Origin of the sequence: Rhodobacter capsulatus (genome assembly GCF_003254295.1) — a bacterium.
GTDB classification, from domain to species: domain Bacteria; phylum Pseudomonadota; class Alphaproteobacteria; order Rhodobacterales; family Rhodobacteraceae; genus Rhodobacter; species Rhodobacter capsulatus.
Map to the genome: position 1 here is coordinate 205,360 of NZ_QKZO01000005.1, position 17,867 is coordinate 223,226.

21 protein-coding genes and 1 tRNA gene are annotated in these 17,867 nt (G+C 66.1%); 15 read left to right on the forward strand and 7 right to left on the reverse strand.

The annotated features are described in order from the left end of the window. Positions 1-10: 10 nt before the first annotated feature. Entirely contained in the window at positions 11-505 is a 495-nt protein-coding gene (locus tag LY44_RS09190) for a flagellar basal body-associated FliL family protein (RefSeq protein WP_055210208.1), read from the reverse strand. A gap of 78 nt (positions 506-583) precedes the next feature. On the opposite strand from LY44_RS09190, the gene fliF reads away from it, so the two are divergent. The 4 genes from fliF to fliP are packed head-to-tail and all read left to right on the forward strand — an operon-like array spanning position 584 to position 3,884. Further along, complete coding sequence (fliF, locus tag LY44_RS09195) at positions 584-2,293, forward strand: flagellar basal-body MS-ring/collar protein FliF (protein WP_081024451.1); 1,710 nt, start codon at positions 584-586, stop codon at positions 2,291-2,293. Beyond that, positions 2,290-2,895 carry a FliH/SctL family protein gene (locus tag LY44_RS09200; RefSeq protein ID WP_055210204.1) on the forward strand — a complete coding sequence of 202 codons (606 nt, stop codon included), beginning with the start codon at positions 2,290-2,292 and terminating at the stop codon, positions 2,893-2,895. Before fliF ends, LY44_RS09200 begins: the two co-directional genes overlap by 4 nt. Next, entirely contained in the window at positions 2,888-3,160 is a 273-nt protein-coding gene (locus LY44_RS09205) for a FliM/FliN family flagellar motor switch protein (RefSeq protein WP_055210202.1), read from the forward strand. Before LY44_RS09200 ends, LY44_RS09205 begins: the two co-directional genes overlap by 8 nt. A gap of 1 nt (position 3,161) precedes the next feature. Continuing rightward, positions 3,162-3,884 carry a flagellar type III secretion system pore protein FliP gene (gene fliP / locus LY44_RS09210; RefSeq protein ID WP_055256427.1) on the forward strand — a complete coding sequence of 241 codons (723 nt, stop codon included), beginning with the start codon at positions 3,162-3,164 and terminating at the stop codon, positions 3,882-3,884. Here fliP and msrA read toward each other — a convergent pair. The 3 genes from msrA to LY44_RS09225 form a co-directional block, all read right to left on the reverse strand. Next, positions 3,875-4,372, reverse strand: coding sequence for a peptide-methionine (S)-S-oxide reductase MsrA (msrA, locus tag LY44_RS09215; protein WP_055210199.1), 498 nt, complete (start codon positions 4,370-4,372; stop codon positions 3,875-3,877). The two genes, fliP and msrA, sit on opposite strands and share 10 nt — an antisense overlap. Before the next feature lie 4 nt (positions 4,373-4,376). Further along, positions 4,377-4,823: a peptide-methionine (R)-S-oxide reductase MsrB gene (gene msrB, locus LY44_RS09220; RefSeq protein WP_055210197.1), complete on the reverse strand. Its 447-nt coding sequence runs from the start codon at positions 4,821-4,823 to the stop codon at positions 4,377-4,379. Positions 4,824-4,915: 92 nt separating this feature from the next. After that, positions 4,916-4,991, reverse strand: a tRNA-Lys gene (locus LY44_RS09225). A gap of 106 nt (positions 4,992-5,097) precedes the next feature. On the opposite strand from LY44_RS09225, the gene dapF reads away from it, so the two are divergent. The 7 genes from dapF (at position 5,098) to LY44_RS09260 (ending at position 11,939) form a co-directional block, all read left to right on the forward strand. Further along, the gene (gene dapF, locus LY44_RS09230; protein WP_055210195.1) at positions 5,098-5,931 is read left to right on the forward strand and encodes a diaminopimelate epimerase; all 834 of its coding nucleotides are present in this window, start codon (positions 5,098-5,100) and stop codon (positions 5,929-5,931) included. Next, positions 5,928-7,187 carry a tRNA (N(6)-L-threonylcarbamoyladenosine(37)-C(2))-methylthiotransferase MtaB gene (gene mtaB / locus LY44_RS09235; RefSeq protein ID WP_055210193.1) on the forward strand — a complete coding sequence of 420 codons (1,260 nt, stop codon included), beginning with the start codon at positions 5,928-5,930 and terminating at the stop codon, positions 7,185-7,187. The genes dapF and mtaB overlap by 4 nt, the downstream gene beginning before the upstream one ends. 91 nt (positions 7,188-7,278) lie before the next feature. Further along, positions 7,279-7,701: an alternative ribosome rescue aminoacyl-tRNA hydrolase ArfB gene (gene arfB, locus LY44_RS09240; RefSeq protein ID WP_055210191.1), complete on the forward strand. Its 423-nt coding sequence runs from the start codon at positions 7,279-7,281 to the stop codon at positions 7,699-7,701. Beyond that, a complete protein-coding gene (locus LY44_RS09245) occupies positions 7,694-8,956 on the forward strand; it encodes an aminotransferase class III-fold pyridoxal phosphate-dependent enzyme (protein WP_055210189.1) in 1,263 nt (420 codons plus the stop codon). The genes arfB and LY44_RS09245 overlap by 8 nt, the downstream gene beginning before the upstream one ends. After that, a complete protein-coding gene (locus LY44_RS09250; RefSeq protein ID WP_081024450.1) occupies positions 8,953-9,927 on the forward strand; it encodes a phosphotransferase enzyme family protein in 975 nt (324 codons plus the stop codon). The genes LY44_RS09245 and LY44_RS09250 overlap by 4 nt, the downstream gene beginning before the upstream one ends. Next, positions 9,924-10,370 (forward strand): NUDIX hydrolase, encoded by a 447-nt coding sequence (locus LY44_RS09255; protein ID WP_055210186.1) that lies wholly within the window; start codon positions 9,924-9,926, stop codon positions 10,368-10,370. The genes LY44_RS09250 and LY44_RS09255 overlap by 4 nt, the downstream gene beginning before the upstream one ends. Positions 10,371-10,466: 96 nt before the next feature. Beyond that, positions 10,467-11,939 (forward strand): inorganic phosphate transporter, encoded by a 1,473-nt coding sequence (locus tag LY44_RS09260; protein WP_055210185.1) that lies wholly within the window; start codon positions 10,467-10,469, stop codon positions 11,937-11,939. Here the strand turns inward: LY44_RS09260 and pncB are convergent. The 3 genes from pncB to LY44_RS17915 all read right to left on the reverse strand — a co-directional run bounded on the left by pncB (position 11,936) and on the right by LY44_RS17915 (position 14,111). Then, a complete protein-coding gene (gene pncB / locus LY44_RS09265) occupies positions 11,936-13,243 on the reverse strand; it encodes a nicotinate phosphoribosyltransferase (protein ID WP_055210183.1) in 1,308 nt (435 codons plus the stop codon). The genes LY44_RS09260 and pncB overlap by 4 nt on opposite strands. 1 nt (position 13,244) lies before the next feature. After that, a complete protein-coding gene (pncA, locus tag LY44_RS09270; protein WP_055210181.1) occupies positions 13,245-13,850 on the reverse strand; it encodes a bifunctional nicotinamidase/pyrazinamidase in 606 nt (201 codons plus the stop codon). A gap of 102 nt (positions 13,851-13,952) precedes the next feature. Then, on the reverse strand, positions 13,953-14,111 hold the full coding sequence (locus tag LY44_RS17915) for a hypothetical protein (protein WP_160320035.1): 159 nt from the start codon (positions 14,109-14,111) through the stop codon (positions 13,953-13,955). A gap of 154 nt (positions 14,112-14,265) precedes the next feature. On the opposite strand from LY44_RS17915, the gene mbfA reads away from it, so the two are divergent. The 4 genes from mbfA to LY44_RS09290 all read left to right on the forward strand — a co-directional run bounded on the left by mbfA (position 14,266) and on the right by LY44_RS09290 (position 17,794). Beyond that, positions 14,266-15,243: an iron exporter MbfA gene (mbfA, locus tag LY44_RS09275; RefSeq protein ID WP_055210179.1), complete on the forward strand. Its 978-nt coding sequence runs from the start codon at positions 14,266-14,268 to the stop codon at positions 15,241-15,243. A 102-nt stretch (positions 15,244-15,345) separates the two neighbouring features. Then, a complete protein-coding gene (locus LY44_RS09280; RefSeq protein WP_055210177.1) occupies positions 15,346-16,263 on the forward strand; it encodes an AEC family transporter in 918 nt (305 codons plus the stop codon). Then, positions 16,260-16,877, forward strand: a complete 618-nt coding sequence (locus tag LY44_RS09285; protein WP_055210175.1) for an HAD family hydrolase — start codon at positions 16,260-16,262, stop codon at positions 16,875-16,877. The genes LY44_RS09280 and LY44_RS09285 overlap by 4 nt, the downstream gene beginning before the upstream one ends. Beyond that, the gene (locus LY44_RS09290) at positions 16,874-17,794 is read left to right on the forward strand and encodes an ornithine cyclodeaminase family protein (RefSeq protein ID WP_055210173.1); all 921 of its coding nucleotides are present in this window, start codon (positions 16,874-16,876) and stop codon (positions 17,792-17,794) included. The genes LY44_RS09285 and LY44_RS09290 overlap by 4 nt, the downstream gene beginning before the upstream one ends. Positions 17,795-17,867: the final 73 nt, after the last annotated feature.

Consider the following 17,867-nt stretch of genomic DNA (forward strand, 5'->3'; position numbering starts at 1 on the left):
TTTTCTCTCCCTAGTTCATCACGAATTCGATCACGAGCAGGTCGTTCACCATGCCCTCGCCGACCACGATCTGGACCCGGCGCAGCATCTGCGCACGCAGCCGCAACAGCGCGGCGGGGTCTTCGAGATCGGTCACCTCGACCGCGCGCAGGAAGCCGTTCAGGACATCCATCACGCGCGGCTTGAGCAGCTCGACTTCTTTTTGTCTCGGCAGCGGCACTTCAAGCTGGGCGGAAAACCGCAGATGCCGCGCCTTGCCCTCGGTCAGCGAAATCACCATCGGATCGAGCGCGACAAAGGCGATTTGCGGCTCGGTCTTTTCGGGATGCTCTTCCTCGGCGGCAGCTTCGGCGCCGCCCGGATGCGCCGGTGCAAGGATCATGCCGGAATAGGCGGCATAGAACGCCCCCCCGCCGAGCAGGAGCATCAGCACCAGCCCGATCAGAATCGGCAGTTTCGATTTCTTCTTTGGCGCTTCTTCGCCTTCAGCTTCTGGCTCGGCCATGGCGGTCCCCGATTTCTTCGATCCATCCTGCTATACCCCTGCACCCACTAACCGATTGTTAAGGGCGATCGGAGAAAGATGCGCAGGACGACGGGGCAGAAGTCCGCTCGATGGAGGTGCGTCTTGCAGCAGTTGATGGCCTTATGGCAAGGATTGGACACGACGCGACGCGTGCTTGTGGCCGGGGCGACGATTCTGATGTTCGCGGCGATCTTGGCGCTGTCGGGCTTCGCTTCGCGGTCCGATAAGGCGCTTCTTTACGCGGGTCTGGAAGGGGCGCGCGCCGGGGAAGTGGTGACTGCGCTGGAAGCCCGCGCGGTTCCCTATGAGGTGCGCGGCGATTCGATCTATGTCGATGCCGCGCGGCGCGACGAACTGCGGATGGCGCTGGCGGGCGAGGGTCTGCCGGCGACGGGCGGGGCGGGCTATGAGCTGCTCGACGGCCTGTCGGGCTTCGGCACCACCTCGCAGATGTTCGACGCCGCCTATTGGCGCGCGAAAGAGGGCGAACTGGCCCGGACGATCGTGGCCAATCCGATGATCCGCGCGGCACGGGTGCATATTGCTGCGCCCTCGGGGCAGTCCTTCCGCAAGGAAAACCATCCGACCGCCTCCGTCACCGTGACGACGGCCTCGGGCGGGCTCTCGCCCACCCATGCCAAGGCTTTGAAATTCCTTGTGTCCTCGGCGGTGCAGGGGATGAGCCCGGATGACGTTTCGATCATCGATTCGGTGGCGGGGCTGATTTCGACCGGGGATGAGGCCTTCAACCCGGCCGCGAACGACCGCGCCGAGGAGCTGCGCCGCAATGTCGAGCGGTTGCTCGAGGCGCGGGTGGGCTATGGCAATGCGGTGGTCGAGGTCGCGGTGCAGACGGTGACCGAACGCGAGGCGATCACCGAAAAGCGGATCGAACCCGACAGCCGGGTGGCGATTTCGACCGAGACGCAGGAGCGCTCCGAGAAATCCGACGATACCAAGCCCGCCCCGGTGACGGTGGCCTCGAACCTGCCGCAGGGCGATGCCGCGAATGGCGGAAAATCGCAAAGCCAGGCCTCGGAAACTCGCGAACAGGTGAATTTCGAAGTCTCCGAGACGACCCGGGAAGTGCTGCGCAATCCGGGCGATATCAAGCGCCTGACCGTCGCGGTTCTGGTCGATGGCGTCGAGGGCAAGGATGCGAACGGGGTGACGGCGGTCACGCCGCGCACCGAGGAGGAACTGGCGGCGCTGAAGGAACTGGTGGCCTCGGCCGTGGGCTTCGACGAGAAGCGCGGCGACGTCATCACCATCCGCTCGATGGCCTTCGAACCGCTCGCCGAGACCGGCACCGAGGCGACCAGCAGCCTCTTCGCCTCGGCGCCCCTCGATACGATGCAGCTGATCAAGATCGCGGTGCTTGCCATCGTGGCGCTGATTCTCGGCCTCTTCGTGATGCGTCCGATCCTGGCGCAACGCGCGGCGGCGGCCGAGGCGGAGCGGGCGATGAACCTGCCCGGCGGCATGATCGGCTCGGATGAAGGCACCGGCCGGGCGCTGACCGGAGAGATCGCCGATGGCGACATGCCGATCGGGTCGATGAGCGTGGTCTCGGACTTCGACCTTGGCGACATGCCGATGACGATGGGCACCGGGAACTTCGGCGACATGGGCATGGGCGGCATGGGCGGCGGGTCCGACCAGGCCGGCGATCCGGTGGCACGCCTGAAGAAGCTGATCGAGGAACGTCAGGCCGAATCGGTGGAGATCCTGCGCAGCTGGATGGATGAGGCGGAGGAACGCGCATGATCCGGAACCGGGTTCAGCTGGAATCCTTCGAGGCGGACCCCGCCCCGCCGCCGCCGCCGCAGATCGAGATCGATCCCGGCGCCTTCGAGGAAGAACGTCTGGCGGCCTTTGAAAAGGGCTATGCCGCAGGTTGGGACGATGCGATCGCGGCGCAGGAGGCCGAGGGCACCAGGCTGCGCGCGGATCTGGGGCAGAACCTGCAGGAGCTGTCCTTCACCTATCACGAGGCGCGGCAGGAGATCCTGATGGCGCTGCGGCCGCTTCTGGTCGATATCGCCGCCAAGCTGCTGCCCGCGATGGCGCGGCAGACGCTGGCGCAGATGGTGGCCGAACAGCTGCAGCCGCTGGCCGAATCGGCGACCTCTGTGCCGATCACCATTCTGGCCAGCCCGCTCAGCCTGCCGGTGATCGAGGAGGTTCTGGGCAAAAGCTCCGGCCTGCCGCTTGTCTTCACGGGCGACACGACCCTTGGCGAAGGTCAGGTCTATCTCAAATTTGCCGAAACCGAGACCCGGATCGACCTCGATGGGGTGATCCGGCTGATCGCGGAAGCGATCGACACCTATTTCAGCGCCAGCCAGCAGGAGGCCGCTCATGGATGACACCCCCCCGTCCAGCAACCCGTTTTCGCAAGTTCCGATCGAAATCACCATTTCGGTGGGCAAGGCCCGGCCGCTGGTGCGCGATCTGTTGCGGATGAAGCGCGATTCGATCCTGCCGCTGGACCGTCGCGTCGAGGACCCGGTCGAGCTTTACGTCGGCGACAAGCTGATCGCCCGCGGCGAGCTGACCGAGATGGAAGGCGAATCGAACGGCCAGCTCGCCGTGCGTCTGACCGAAGTCGTCGACCTGCAGAACGGGCTCTGACATGCGCGCTCTCGCCCTTGCATTAACGTTAATTCTTTGCGCGCTGCCCGTCGGTGCGCAGGAAATCACCCTCGACATGGGCGGGAACGGCAGTCTGACGAATTCCTCGCTGATCCTGATCGCGGGGATCACGCTGCTCAGCCTCGCGCCGGGTCTGGCGATCATGGTGACCTGCTTTCCCTTCATCGTCACCGTGCTCTCGATCCTGCGCCAGGCGATGGGGCTGCAACAGTCGCCGCCGAACATGCTGATCATCAGCCTGGCGCTGTTCCTGACCTGGTTCGTGATGGAGCCGACCTTCATGGCCAGCTATCAGGCCGGGATCGAGCCGCTGATCGCGCAAAAGATCGACATCGTCACCGCCTTTGAACGCGGCGTCGAGCCGTTCCGCATCTTCATGGCGGGCCGCACCGATCCCGAGACCTTCACCCAGCTGGCCGCGATCCGCGACGGCGCCACCTACACCGGCACCGCGCGCGAGGCGCCGCTGTCGATCCTCGTGCCCTCCTTCATGCTCTCCGAGATCACCCGCGCCTTCGAGATCGGCTTTCTGGTCTTCCTGCCGTTCCTGATCATCGACCTTGTCGTCTCGGCGATCCTGATGTCGATGGGGATGATGATGGTGCCGCCCGCCGTGGTGGCCCTGCCGTTCAAGCTGGCCTTCTTCGTGGTGGCGAACGGCTGGGTTCTGCTCTCGGGGGCGCTGGTGCGCAGTTATTCCTGACGTTTGGGAAGCACCCAATTCGGGCGGATCCGGTGGCAGGTGTAGCCGTTCGGGATCCGCTCCAGATAATCCTGATGCTCCGGCTCGGCCTGCCAGAACGGCCCGGCCGGGGCGAGTTCGGTCACCACCTTGCCCGGCCAGAGGCCGGAGGCATCGACATCGGCAATCGTGTCCCGCGCGATCCGTTCCTGGTCGGCATCGGTGAAATAGATCGCCGAGCGATAGGACAGGCCGATGTCATTGCCCTGCCGGTTCGGCGTCGTCGGGTCGTGGATCTGAAAGAAGAATTCGAGCAGCCGCCGATAGCTGATCCGCGCCGGATCAAAGACGATCTCGATCGCCTCGGCATGGGTGCCATGGTTGCGGTAGGTGGCATGCGCCACGTCGCCGCCCGAATAGCCGACGCGGGTCGAGATCACCCCGGGCAGCTTGCGGATCAGATCCTGCATCCCCCAGAAGCAGCCGCCCGCCAGTATTGCCTTTTCCATCGTCTCAGCCCTCCAGGTCTGCCAGCCAGTCGCCGTAACCCTCGGCTTCCATGCGATCTTTCGGGATGAACCGCAAACTGGCCGAGTTGATGCAATAGCGCAGCCCGCCGCGGTCGCGCGGGCCATCGGGGAAGACATGGCCCAGATGGCTGTCGCCATGCATCGAGCGCACCTCGGTGCGGATCATGCCATGGCTGATATCGCGATGCTCGCTGACATGCGCGGGCACGACCGGCCGGGTGAACGAGGGCCAGCCGCAGCCGCTCTCGAACTTGTCGCGCGAGGAAAAAAGCGGCTCGCCCGAGACCACATCGACATAAAGCCCGGGTTCGGTGGTGTTCCAGAATGCCCCGGTAAAGGCGCGCTCGGTGCCGCTTTCCTGCGTCACGCGGAACTGCTCGGCCGTCAGCCGGGCCAGCGCTTCGGGGGTCTTGTGATATTTCTTGTCCATCTTTCGGCCTCCTGCGGCCCAGATGGTCCGGGTGCGCAAAAAGTCCAGCCCCCGAAGGGGTTGTTTCTTTTCACGGTCGGCAGGGAGAGTGATGGTGAGCCGTGCAGGATTCGAACCTGCGACCCGCTGATTAAAAGTCAGCTGCTCTACCAACTGAGCTAACGGCCCATCACTGCGGCGGTCTCTACTGGTCCGTGCCGGGGGGGTCAAGGGCCAAAACGCGAAAAAAATCGCGGCACTGGAAAAAACTGCAGACGGGGTGTAGAGGGCGCGCATGGACAACAGACCCCTTTCCGAACCCGGCCTGCGCTTTCTGAAGATGCACGGCCTTGGCAACGACTTCGTCGTGATCGACGCGCGCAGCGGTGAAAACCCGGTGACGCCTGCGCTGGCGCGGGCGCTGGGCGACCGGCATCGCGGCGTCGGCTTCGACCAGCTTGCGGTGATTCTGCCCGCCGAGGGCGCGGATTTCACGCTGGAATTCTGGAACTCGGATGGCTCGAAGGCGGGGGCCTGCGGCAATGCCACGCGCTGCGTCTCGGATCTGATGATGCGCGATCTGGGCAAGGATCGCGTGACGCTGATCACCGCGCGTGGCCGTCTTGCGGCGGAACGGCGCGCGGACGGGCTGGTGTCGGTGAACATGGGCGCCCCGATTCTGGAGGCCGCGGCGATTCCCGTGGCGGGGGATCCGCTGGCGCTGCCGCTGGCGGGCGATCCCGTCGCCGTGGGCATGGGCAATCCGCATTGCATCTTCTTCGTCGAGGATGCCGAGGCCGCCGATGTCTCGGGCCTTGGCCCGAAGATCGAGCATCATCCGCTGTTCCCCGAACGCACCAATGTCGAATTCGCCGCGCTGGTCGGCCCCGATCATCTGCGGATGCGGGTCTGGGAACGCGGCGCGGGCATCACGCTGGCCTGCGGCTCGGGCACCTGTGCGACGGCGGTGGCGGCGCATCTGCGCGGTCTGACCGGGCGGCGGGTGATCGTCGATGTCGATGGCGGGCGGTTAGAGATCGACTGGCGCGAAGACGGCGTTTGGATGACCGGCCCGACCGCGCTTGTCTTCGAGGCGGAACTTTCGCCTGCCTTCCTTGCCGCGTCATGAAGCCGCCGGTTTTCTCGACGCTGGGCTGCAGGCTGAATGCCTATGAGACCGAGGCGATGAAAGAGCTGGCCGCGCAGGCCGGGCTGTCGGGCGCGGTGGTGGTGAACACCTGCGCCGTGACGGCGGAGGCCGTGCGCAAGGCGAAGCAGGAGATCCGCAAGCTCGCGCGGGAAAACCCCGGCGCGGCGATCATCGTCACCGGCTGCGCCGCGCAGACCGAGCCTGAGACCTTTGCCGCGATGACCGAAGTCACCCGCGTCGTCGGCAATCATGAAAAGATGCAGCCCGAGACCTGGGCGGCGCTGGCGCCGAAAGGGGCGGATTTCATCGGCGAAACCGAGCGGGTGATGGTCGATGACATCCTTTCGGTCAAGGAAACTGCGGGCCATCTGATCGACGGCTTCGGGCGGCACCGCGCCTATGTGCAGGTGCAAAACGGCTGCGATCACCGCTGCACCTTCTGCATCATCCCGTTCGGGCGGGGCAATTCGCGATCCGTCCCCGCCGGGGTGGTGGTCGAGCAGATCAAGCGGCTGGTGGGTCGCGGCTTTGCCGAGGTGGTGCTGACCGGGGTCGATCTGACCTCCTGGGGGGGCGATCTGCCGGGGGCGCCGCGGCTTGGCGATCTGGTGATGCGGATCTTGCGGCTGGTGCCGGATCTGGCGCGGCTGCGGATATCGTCGATCGACAGCATCGAGGCGGATGACAACCTGATGCTGGCGATCGCGACCGAGCCCCGGCTGATGCCGCATCTGCATCTGTCGTTGCAGCATGGCGATGACATGATCCTGAAGCGGATGAAGCGGCGGCACCTGCGCGACGATGCGATCGCCTTTTGCGAGGAGGCGCGGCGGCTGCGCCCCGGCATCGTCTTTGGTGCCGACATCATCGCGGGGTTCCCGACCGAGACCGAAGAGATGTTCGAAAACTCGCTGCGGCTGGTCGAGGATTGCGGCCTGACCTTCCTGCATGTCTTCCCCTATTCCGCCCGCAAGGGCACGCCCGCGGCGCGGATGCCGCGGGTGGCGGGGCCGCTGATCAAGGAGCGCGCGGCACGGCTGCGCGCGGCGGGGGAGGCGGCGTTGCTGCGGCATCTGACGGCCGAGGTCGGTCAGCTGCGGCAAGTGCTGACCGAGGGGCCGCGGCTGGGCCGGACCGAATATTTCACCGAAGTGTCGTTCGACCGTGATATGCCGGAGGGCACGGTGATGCCCCTGCGCATTTCTGGTCATGACGGCGCCCGTCTGCTGGCCTGAGAGCGGGGCTCTGCCCCGCGCCCCGAGGTATTTTTGGCAAGATGAAAGCTGCGGGGCTTTTGTTTTTCGGATCGGTGGTTAGGTTGGCGTGATGCTGTGGATCGATGACACATTGGCGATTGCCGACTGGGAACTGTCGGAAAGCTTCACGCGCTCGCAGGGGCCGGGGGGGCAGAATGTCAACAAGGTCTCGACCGCGGTGGAACTGCGCTTCGAAGCCGCGCGCAGCCCGCATCTGACGCCTCCGGTGAAGGCGCGGCTGCAGCGGCTGGCGGGGCGGAAATGGACTTTGGACGGCGCCATCGTGATCCGGGCCGAGGAGACGCGCAGTCAGCTGCGCAACCGCGAGCTGGCGCGGGAACGGCTGGCCGAGATGATCCGCGCCGCGCTGGTGGCGCCAAAGCGCCGGGTGGCGACGAAGCCGACCTTGGGCAGTCAGCGGCGCCGGCTGGCGGCGAAGACGGTGCGGGGCGAGGTCAAGGCGCTGCGGGGCAGGGTGGGCGAGGATGAGTGACCTTCTGGCCCGCCGCAGGCGGCTTCTGGGGCCGAATGTGCCGACCTTTTATGAACGCCCCTTGCAGATTGTCCGGGGCGAGGGCGTCTGGCTGTTCGATGACACCGGGCAGCGCTATCTGGATTGCTACAACAACGTCGCGCATGTCGGCCATTGTCATCCGCGCGTGGTCGAAGCGATTGCGGCGCAGGCGGGTGTGCTGAACACCCACACCCGCTATCTGCATGACGGCATCCTGAATTACGGCGAACGTCTGGTGGCGAAATTCTCCCACGATCTCAGCCAGATGCTGATGACCTGCACCGGGTCCGAGGCGAATGATGTCGCGCTGCGGATGGCGCAGGCCGCGACCGGCAAGACCGGGCTGATTGCCACCGACAACACCTATCACGGCAACACCACCGCCGTTGCGCATCTCTCGACCCGGCGTCCGCCGATTGGCGGCTACCCGCCCCATATCCGCCGCGTGCCCGCGCCCGACAGTCTGGCGCCGCTGGGTGGTTCGCTGGCTGCGCAGCCGCAGGCCTTTGCCGAGGGTGTGGCCCGGGCGATTGCCGATCTGGAGGCCTCGGGCCACGGTTTCGCGGGTCTCATGCTTTGCCCGATCTTCGCCAATGAAGGCACGCCCGGCATTGGCCCCGGCTTTCTTGACCCGACCGTCGAGGTGGTGCGCAGGGCCGGGGGCCTGATTCTCTGCGACGAGGTGCAGCCGGGCTTTGGCCGGGTGGGGTCGCATTGGTGGGGGCATGATTTCCTTGGCTTTGCCCCCGATGTGGTGACGCTGGGCAAGCCGATGGGCAATGGTCATCCGGTCGCCGCGGTGATCGCGCGCCCCGAGGTGATGGCGGCCTTTCGCAATGCCTTCGGCTATTTCAACACTTTCGCGGGCAATCCCGTTTCCTGTGCCGCGGCCAATGCCGTGCTCGACGTGATCGAGGACGAGGGGCTCGTTGAAAACGCTCGCGACGTGGGGGACTACGCGCTGGGCCTTTTGCGCGGCTTGCGCCATCCGCTGATCGCCGACACCCGCGGCTTCGGCCTGTTCTTCGGCATCGAATTTGCCCGCGACGGGCAACCGGCGACAGAGTTCTGCGGCCTGGTGGTCGAGGCCGCCAAGGACGCGGGCATCCTTCTGGGCCGGGTCGGGCGCGGTCAGCATATCCTCAAGATGCGCCCGCCGATGCCGTTTTCACGCGAAAACGCCGCGCAGCTGGTCGCGACGCTCGACACGATTTTGCGAAAGATGCCCGCATGATGGAGGATGCCGCCGCCTATGAGATCGCCGCCGAGGCGCAACGCGCCTGGCTGTGCAGGGGCGCGCCCTTGCAGCTGATCTGGCGGTCGGAAAACATCGTCTTCGGCACCATCCTGCCCAGCGGCACCAAGGCGGCGCTGCGGCTGCACCGGCCCGGCTATCAGGATGCGCCCGCGATCGCCGCCGAGCTGGCGTGGTCGGCGCGGCTGTGCGATGCCGGGGTGGCGGTGGCCGAACCGATCCCCGCGGCGAACGGCGCCTGGGTGGTGCAGGCGCGCGGGCTGACCTTTTCCTGCCTGCGCTGGATCGAGGGGCGGCCGCTGGGCGAGGCGGTGGCGCCTTTGGAGAACTCTGCCGTGCTGGCGCGGGCCGGGGATTTCGGCGCGCTGATCGCCGATCTGCACAATGCCACCGATGCGGGCGCCTGCCCCGAGGCCTTTCCGCGCGCGGGCTGGGCGGCCGAGGCGCTTTTGGGCGAGACGCCGCGGCTGGGCCGGTTCTGGGAAGCGCCGATGCTGACCGCCGAGGAAGCTGCCCTGCTGCTGGCCGCGCGCGACAAGGCGCTTGCGCTGTTGCCGCTGGCCACGGATTTCGGCCTGATCCATGCCGATACCCTGCGCTCGAACGTGATGATGACCCGCGGCGGGCTGCGATTGATCGATTTCGATGACAGCGGGCCGGGCTGGCGGCTTTACGACCTCGCCTCGGCGCTGGTGCAAAGCTGGGGCGATCCGCTTCTGCCCGAACATGCCCGCCGACTGGTTGCGGGCTATCGCAGCCGCCGCGACCTGCCCGCGGATCAGCTGGCGCTTTTGCCGCTGTTCCTGGCTTTGCGCAGCTTCGTCTCCGCCGCTTGGGTCGTCACCCGCGCCCCCGACGACAGCCGCCGCCAGCGCGCCTATGCCTATCGCGCCGTGGCCCTGGCGCGGATGCTGCTGGACGACGGCAGCCCCTGGGGAGAGATCGGATGATCGGCCTGCCCCCGTTTTTGCGCAATCTGCTGGGCCACCGCCCCGAGGCGCTGCAGGTGGCGGCGATCTGTCGGCGCGGCCGCGGCAAGGAGGCCGAGGTGCTGCTGGTCTCCTCGCTCGACACCAAGCGCTGCATCGTGCCGAAGGGCTGGCCGATGCGCGGCAAGACCCTGGCCGAGGCGGCGCTGCGCGAAGCCTGGGAAGAGGCGGGGGTGCGCGGTCATGTGAATGCCGATCCGATCGGCGCCTTTCACTACACGAAGCGGCGCAAGAACGGGCTCGAGCAGCGCTGCAAGGTGCTGTGCTTCGTCGTCGATGTCGAAGGGCTGGACGACGACTATCCCGAGGCCGGGCGCCGGGCGCGACAATTCGTTTCGCCGAAGGCGGCGGCGAAACGGGTGCAAGAGCGGGAATTGAAGCAGATCCTGCGCACGTTTTCGTGATAGCCGCATTGCCTTGACGCCTCAACCGGTCTAACCCACGCGCGAACGTAACGGGCGCCTGTCACTTTTGTGACGGCGTTGCGCAGGGGAACGACCGTGGCCACACCGCCCATCAACCAGTGGAAAACCCTCGACAAGGATCTTGGCCGCATCGGCCTTCTGGAGGAGGCGACGCAATTCGTTGCCCGGCCGCTGGTGGCGCCGGGGATCGGTCTGGCCTTCATCGTGCTGGCAGGTGTCTTTGCCGCGATCCTGATGGGGGCGCAGCCGGGCGGGCTGATCGTGGTCTTCGCCGCGGCGATCGGCGCCTATATGGCGCTGAACATCGGCGCCAATGACGTCGCCAACAACATGGGACCGGCGGTCGGCGCCAATGCGCTGACGCTGGGCGGCGCGCTGATCATCGCCGCGATCTTCGAGGTCTCGGGCTCGCTGATTGCCGGGGGCGATGTGGTCAAGACCGTCTCGACCGGGATTCTGGCGCCCGATGCCGTGCCCGATGCGGCGCATTTCATCTGGGCGATGATGGCGGCGCTGCTCGCCTCGGCGCTGTGGCTGCATGTGGCGACCTGGATGGGGGCGCCGGTTTCCACCACCCATTCGATCGTCGGCGGCGTCGTCGGCGCGGGCGTGGCGGCGGCGGGTTTTGGCGCGGTGAACTGGCCTGCGATCCTGAAGATTTCCGCCAGCTGGGTGATTTCGCCGGTGCTGGGCGGGATCTTCGCGGCGCTCTTCCTTGCCTTCATCAAGACGAAGATCATCTATGTCGAGGACAAGATCACCGCGGCGCGCAAATGGGTGCCGGTGCTGATCGGCTTCATGTCCGGCACCTTCGCCGCCTATCTGGCGCTCAAGGGCCTGACGAAGATCCTCGACATCTCGCTTGGCGCGTCGCTGCTGATCGGGGTTCTGGTCGGGCTTGTCGCCTGGGGCGTTTCGGTGCCGCTGGTGCGGGCGCAATCCGAAGGCCAGGAGAACCGCAAGAAGACGCTGAAGAAGCTTTTCACCATCCCGCTGATCGTCTCGGCGGCGCTTTTGTCCTTTGCGCATGGCGCGAATGACGTGGCCAATGCGGTCGGGCCGCTGGCCGCGATCGTGCATGCGGTGCAGGACGGCACGCTGAGCGACAAGGTCGAGGTGCCGTTCTGGATCATGGCGGTCGGCGCTTTCGGCATCTCGGTCGGGCTGAGCCTGTTCGGGCCGCGGCTGATCAAGCTGGTCGGTTCGGAAATCACCAAGCTGAACGCGATGCGGGCCTATTGCGTCGCGCTGTCGGCGGCGATCACCGTCATCGTCGCCTCGTGGCTGGGGCTGCCGGTGTCTTCGACCCATATCGCGGTGGGCGGCGTCTTCGGTGTCGGCTTTTACCGCGAATGGCATGCGGAACGGCGGGCGCGGATGCTGGGCCTGCAAAAGGGCAAGGTGGTCCCGGCCGAGGAACGCTCGCGCAGGCTTCTGGTGCGGCGCTCGCATATCACCACGGTCGTCGCGGCCTGGATCATCACCGTGCCGGCCTCCGCGGTGCTCTCGGCCGGGCTTTACTGGCTGATGAACGCGCTCGACGGCTAAACGACGACCGGCGTCGAGGCCTGCATGCCGGTGTCGAACACCTGCCGATAGCGGGCGATTTCGGCGGCGGGGCCGGTGGCCTTTTCCGGGTTGTCCGACAGTTTCACTGTCGGGCGCCCGTTTGCCGCCACCGCCTTGCACACCAGGCTGAAGGGGGACAGCTCGTCCTCCGCCACCAAGCCGCGGAAATCGTTGGTCAAAAGCGTGCCCCAGCCGAAGCTGACCTTGACCCGGCCGCGGAACTGCGCATGCAGCGCCTCGATCTGCGCGACATCAAGCCCGTCGGAAAAGATCACCAGCTTCTTCGTCGGGTCCTCGCCGCGCGATTGCCACCAGGAGATCGCGGTCTCGGCGCTCTCATAGGGGTTGCCGGAATCGATCCGGATGCCGGTCCAGGCCGCCAGCCAGTCGGGCGCGCGTTGCAAAAACCCTTTCGTCCCGTAGGTGTCGGGCAGGATGATGCGCAGATTGCCGTCGTGTTCCTCGTGCCAATCCTCCAGCACGCGATAGGGCGCCTGCCGCAATTCCTCGTCGGTCTCCGACAGCGCCGCCATCACCATCGGCAGTTCATGCGCGTTCGTCCCCACCGCCTCCAGATCGCGGCGCATCGCGATCAGGCAATTCGAAGTGCCGGTGAAAGAGCCGCCCTGCGCGGCATCGCCCAGACCCTCGACCATCGCCTGCACGCACCAGTCCTGCCAAAGGAAGCCGTGCCGACGCCGGGTGCCGAAATCGGCGATCTTCAGCCCCTCGATGCGTTTCAGCCGTTCGATCTTTTCCCAGACCCGGGTCATCGCGCGGGCGTAAAGCACCTGCAATTCAAAGCGTTTCATGCCCCGCAGCACGGCGCGCGAGCGCAGCTCCATCAAGATCGCCAGCGCCGGAATTTCCCACATCATCACCTCGGGCCAGGCGCCTTCAAAGGTCAGCTCATACTGGCCGTCGCGTTTTTCCAGGTGATAGGGCGGCAGCCGGAACGCCTCGAACCATTCCATGAAATCGGGGCGGAACATCTGCCGCTTGCCGTAAAAGGTGTTGCCGCGCAGCCAGGTGCTTTCGCCGCGCGTCAGCCGCAGGCCGCGGGCGTAATCGAGCTGCTCGCGCAGCTCGCCCTCGTCGATCAGATCGGCGAGGCGGATGGATTTCGTGCGGTTGATCAGGCTGAAGGTGACCTGCGTTGCCGGCCGATGCCGGAACACCGACTGGCACATCAGGAGCTTGTAGAAATCGGTGTCGATCAGCGAGCGGATGATCGGGTCGATCTGCCAGCGGTGATTGTAGACGCGGGTGGCGATATCGACCATCTCAGGGCTCCAGCCCCACGCCCGCCGCAAGCATCTGCGCCCGCGCGGTGTCAAGCGATCCGTTCAGGTCGATGGCCCGGCAGGCGCCTTGCAGAACCCGGGTGCGGAACCCGAGCTTCGCCGCGTCGATCGCCGACCAGGCGACGCAGAAATCCAGCGCCAGCCCGACGAAGGTCAGCTCGGTGATGCCGCGCTCGCGCAGATAGCCCGCAAGGCCGGTGGGGGTGGTGTGGTCATTCTCGAAGAACGCCGAATAGCTGTCGATGGCGCGCCGAAACCCCTTGCGCAGGATCAGATCGGCATCGGTGCGCAAGGCGGGGTGGAAATCGGCGCCCCTTGTGCCCTGCACGCAATGGGCGGGCCAAAGCGTCTGCGCGCCATAGGGCATCGCGATCTGCGAGAACGGCGCCGCCCCCGCGTGGTTTTCCGCGAAAGAGGCGTGATCGGCCGGGTGCCAGTCCTGCGTCAGCACGGTGACGGGGGCTTCCGTCATCAGCGCATTGACGCGGGGGAGGATCTCGTCGCCCCCCGCCACCGCAAGCGCGCCACCCGGGCAGAAGTCGTTCTGAATGTCGATGACGATCAGCGCGTGGTGCGGTCCGGCCATGGCTTCCCCCGTTCGGTGACCCTGTCCGCCCATGCGTAGGGTGCGGGTGCGGCAGGGTCAACCACTCGTGGCAAGCCTTCGGGCCGGGCGCTAGCGTCGGGCTTACTGGCTGCAGCTCTGCGTCAGCAGGTTGCAGGTCTGCGTCACCTCGGCGCCAGCCCCCGGAAAGTCGAGGCGCGGCAAATCGAAGCTCATGCCTCCGGCCGCGGCGGCAGACGCGGTCATCGTGACAAGCGCAAGGCCAAGGAAGAAGCGTTTCATCATGGTCTCCAATCTGAACCAATCGGTTTACATGCGGTTATATGAACCGAGTCGTTCAGCTTTTCAAGGGCAAATTGAACTGGACGGTTCACATCAATCGGTTGCAAGATGCGACACAGCGTCTATGTTGGAATTATTCTAAACTGGGGCCGCCATGTTTTCCGCACTCGCCAACCGCCGCCGCTTTTCCGATCTCTCCGAACGCGAGGTTCTGGCGCTTGCCATTTCCTCCGAGGAAGACGATGCCCGGATCTACCGCAGCTTTGCCGAACGGCTGCGCGACGATTATCCCGCGACGGCGGCGGTCTTCGACGGCATGGCCGAGGAAGAAGACGGCCACCGCAAGGCGCTGATCGAGCGGCATCGGGCCCGGTTCGGCGAGGTGATCCCGCTCATCCGCCGCGAACATGTGGCGGGGTTTTATGCCCGCAAGCCGATGTGGCTTTCGGCGAACCTCTCGCTGGCCACGATCCGCGCCGAGGCCGAGGCGATGGAACGCACGGCCGAAGCCTTTTATGTCCAGGCGGCGAAAAGCACTTCGGATGCGGCGACGCGCAAGCTTCTGGGCGATCTGGCGGCGGCCGAGGCGCGGCATGAACGTCATGCCGAAAACCTGACCGAGGACAATCTGACCGGCGCGGCAAAGACCGCGGAAGACAGCTCGGCGCATCGGCAATTCGTGCTGACCTGGGTGCAGCCGGGTCTGGCGGGGCTGATGGACGGCTCTGTCTCGACGCTGGCGCCGATCTTCGCCACCGCCTTTGCGACGCAGGACACCCATACGACGCTGCTGGTGGGTCTGGCGGCCTCGGTCGGTGCGGGGATCTCGATGGGCTTCACCGAAGCCGCGCATGACGACGGGGTGATCTCGGGCCGCGGCAGCCCGCTCAAGCGCGGGCTGGCTTCGGGGGTGATGACGACGCTGGGGGGCCTTGGCCATGCGCTGCCCTATCTGATCCCGGATTTCTGGACCGCGACGGCGATCGCCATGGTGGTCGTTTTCGTCGAATTGTGGGCGATCGCCTGGATCCAGAACCGATACATGGAAACGCCCTTCTTCCGCGCCGTGCTGCAGGTGGTGGTGGGCGGCGCCTTGGTCTTTGCGGCGGGGGCGCTGATTGGCGGCGGTTGAAAGGGCGTATTTGCGCCAAGAAAAAACTGCGGGCTTTTTCTTGGCGCAAATACGCAAATCGCGTCGCTGGTGCCGATTGCCGCGGCATGTTAGCCCTGCACCATGATCGAGATCTTCCTGAAGACACTGCCGTTCTTCGCGCTGATCGGGCTGGGCTGGGCGGCGGGCCGTCTGCGCTTCTTCCCGCCCGAGGCGACGGCCTGGCTGACGAAATTCGTCTTCTACTTCGCGCTGTCGGCGATGCTGTTTCGCTTTACCGCGACGCTGCCGATTGCGGATCTGTTCGATCCCGCCTTTTTCGCCGCCTATCTGACCGCCTCGATCGCGGTCTGGGCCCTGGGCTTTGCGGTGGCGAAACTGCGCGCCCGGCCCCTGGCCGAAGCGGCGATGGAGGCCCATACCGCGATGACCGGCAACACCGGTTTTCTGGGCGTGCCAATGCTGGTCGTGCTTTTGGGGCCGAAGGCGGCGGGGCCGGTGCTGATGGTGCTGGCCGCCGACATGATCGTGTTTTCGACGCTGATCACGCTCATTGTCACCTATGCCCGCCATGGCCGCGTGGCGCTCGCGCCGCTGGCGCTGGGGCTGGCGAAGAACCCGATGATCGTTTCCATGCTGGCGGGGCTCGCCTGGGCGCTTGTGCATCTGCCGATGCCGGGGCCGCTCGAGGAATTCATGACAATCCTCGGCGGTGCCGCCACGCCCGGGGCGCTCTTTGCCATCGGCGCCTCGCTTGCCGGGCGCTCGGCCGAGAGGCTTGGTCCCGCGCTTTGGCTTTCGGCGGCGAAGCTGGTGCTGCATCCGCTGGCCGTCGCTATTGCCGCCTTCCTGATCTTCCCGGTCGAGCCCTTCGCCGCAGGTGTCATGGTCGCCGCCGCCGCGCTGCCGGTGGCGGGCAATGTCTATATCCTGGCCGCGCATTTCGGCGTCGCGCCGCAGCGCGTTTCGACCGCGATCCTGATCTCGACCGCGGTCTCCATCCTTTCCATCCCCGCCGTCATCGCATGGGTGCACACATGACAAAAGCCGTGGTTTTCGACATCGGAATGGTGCTGGTCGAATGGCACCCCGAGGCGTTTTATGATCGTCTGATCGGGCCCGAGCGCCGCCGCGCCTTCTGGGCCGAAACCGGCATCGCCGCGATGAACGAACGCCTCGATCTGGGCGCGCCCTTTGCCGAAACCGTGCGTGCCCATGCCGATCTGCACCCCGACTGGCGCGCCGAGGTGATGGCCTGGCACGACCACTGGCTTGACATGTGCACCCCGGCCATTCCCCATTCCGTGCGCCTGCTGGCCGCTTTGCGCGCCAAGGGCACGCCGGTTTTCGCGCTGTCGAATTTCGGCGTCGGCACCTTTGAAATCGCCTGCCGCGCTTACCCGTTCCTGACCAATTTCGACCGGCTCTTCGTTTCGGGCTATCTCGGTCTGATCAAGCCCGATCCGCGGTTTTATGCGGCGCTGGAGGCGGGCACGGGCTACTCCGGCGCCGATCTGCTTTTTGCCGATGACCGCCCCGAAAACATCGAAGCCGCCGCCGCGCGGGGCTGGCGGACGCATCTGTTCACCACGCCCGAGGGCTGGGCCGCAAGGCTGGTGGCCGAGGGCGTCCTGACCGAAGGAGAGGCCGCATGACCCCCGCCCTGATCGGCCCCGAGGCCGAAGCGCAGCTTGACTGGATCGGCCTGACCGAGGCTTTCCGGACCGGGCATCGCCTGCCCCGCGCCGAGGTCGCCGACAGTTTCCTCTATCGCGGCGCCGATACGCTGCTGACCCGCTCGGCGCTGATCGACGGGCTGGGCATGCTGGTGAAGGCCGCGACGATCACGCCGGGCAATGCCGGGGCGGATCTGCCCACGGTCAATGGCGGCGTGATGCTGATGGAGGACCGGACGGGGCTGCTCTCTGCCGTGCTCGATTTCGCGCTGGTGACGAAATGGAAGACGGCGGGGGACAGCCTGCTGGCGGCGCGGCTTCTGGCGCGGCCCGAGGCGCGCGAGATCCTGATCTGCGGCGCGGGCAAGGTCGCCGCCGCGATGATCGAGGCCTATCGCGCGGCTTTTCCCGCCGCCCGTTTCACGATCTGGAACCGCTCGCCAGCCGGTGCGGAGGCGCTGGCCGTGGCCACCGGCGCCCGGGTCGAGCTGAACCTTGAAACCGCGCTCGGTCAGGCCGAGATCGTTGCCGGCACGACGATGGCGAAGGCGCCCTGGCTACGCGGTGACTGGCTGCAACCGGGCACCCACATTGACCTGATCGGCGCCTTCCGCCCCGACATGCGCGAGGCTGATGACGCGACCCTGCGCCGCTCCCGCCTATTCTGCGATGCCCGCGCGACGACGCTGCATCATATCGGCGAATTCCGCGATCCGCTCGCCCGCGGCGTGATCGCCGAAACCGATGTGATCGCCGATTTCTATGACATCGCCGCGGGCCGTTTTACCCGCGAAAGCGCCGAGGAGATCACGCTGTGCAAGAACGGTGGCGGCGCGCATCTGGATCTGATGACGGCGTGCTTCATCCGCGACCGTTGGCAGGCCCGGAAAGCCTGACCGCCGCGCCTTGCCGCAAGGAAGGCTGCGTATTTGCACCAAGAAAAAACATCGGCTTTTTCTTGGCTCAAAT

Excerpts from the sequence above, each read along its gene's own strand:
- LY44_RS09255 (WP_055210186.1), top strand. The coding sequence starts at position 9,924 with ATGATCGGCCTGCCCCCGTTTTTGCGCAATCTGCTGGGCCACCGCCCC.
- arfB (WP_055210191.1), top strand. The coding sequence starts at position 7,279 with ATGCTGTGGATCGATGACACATTGGCGATTGCCGACTGGGAACTGTCG.
- LY44_RS09205 (WP_055210202.1), top strand. The coding sequence starts at position 2,888 with ATGGATGACACCCCCCCGTCCAGCAACCCGTTTTCGCAAGTTCCGATC.
- msrA (WP_055210199.1), bottom strand. The coding sequence starts at position 4,372 with ATGGAAAAGGCAATACTGGCGGGCGGCTGCTTCTGGGGGATGCAGGAT.
- msrB (WP_055210197.1), bottom strand. The coding sequence starts at position 4,823 with ATGGACAAGAAATATCACAAGACCCCCGAAGCGCTGGCCCGGCTGACG.
- LY44_RS09290 (WP_055210173.1), top strand. The coding sequence starts at position 16,874 with ATGACCCCCGCCCTGATCGGCCCCGAGGCCGAAGCGCAGCTTGACTGG.
- LY44_RS09245 (WP_055210189.1), top strand. The coding sequence starts at position 7,694 with ATGAGTGACCTTCTGGCCCGCCGCAGGCGGCTTCTGGGGCCGAATGTG.
- fliP (WP_055256427.1), top strand. The coding sequence starts at position 3,162 with ATGCGCGCTCTCGCCCTTGCATTAACGTTAATTCTTTGCGCGCTGCCC.
- LY44_RS17915 (WP_160320035.1), bottom strand. The coding sequence starts at position 14,111 with ATGAAACGCTTCTTCCTTGGCCTTGCGCTTGTCACGATGACCGCGTCT.
- LY44_RS09280 (WP_055210177.1), top strand. The coding sequence starts at position 15,346 with ATGATCGAGATCTTCCTGAAGACACTGCCGTTCTTCGCGCTGATCGGG.
- dapF (WP_055210195.1), top strand. The coding sequence starts at position 5,098 with ATGGACAACAGACCCCTTTCCGAACCCGGCCTGCGCTTTCTGAAGATG.
- mtaB (WP_055210193.1), top strand. The coding sequence starts at position 5,928 with ATGAAGCCGCCGGTTTTCTCGACGCTGGGCTGCAGGCTGAATGCCTAT.
- LY44_RS09190 (WP_055210208.1), bottom strand. The coding sequence starts at position 505 with ATGGCCGAGCCAGAAGCTGAAGGCGAAGAAGCGCCAAAGAAGAAATCG.
- LY44_RS09250 (WP_081024450.1), top strand. The coding sequence starts at position 8,953 with ATGATGGAGGATGCCGCCGCCTATGAGATCGCCGCCGAGGCGCAACGC.
- pncA (WP_055210181.1), bottom strand. The coding sequence starts at position 13,850 with ATGGCCGGACCGCACCACGCGCTGATCGTCATCGACATTCAGAACGAC.
- fliF (WP_081024451.1), top strand. The coding sequence starts at position 584 with ATGCGCAGGACGACGGGGCAGAAGTCCGCTCGATGGAGGTGCGTCTTG.
- mbfA (WP_055210179.1), top strand. The coding sequence starts at position 14,266 with ATGTTTTCCGCACTCGCCAACCGCCGCCGCTTTTCCGATCTCTCCGAA.
- LY44_RS09200 (WP_055210204.1), top strand. The coding sequence starts at position 2,290 with ATGATCCGGAACCGGGTTCAGCTGGAATCCTTCGAGGCGGACCCCGCC.
- pncB (WP_055210183.1), bottom strand. The coding sequence starts at position 13,243 with ATGGTCGATATCGCCACCCGCGTCTACAATCACCGCTGGCAGATCGAC.
- LY44_RS09285 (WP_055210175.1), top strand. The coding sequence starts at position 16,260 with ATGACAAAAGCCGTGGTTTTCGACATCGGAATGGTGCTGGTCGAATGG.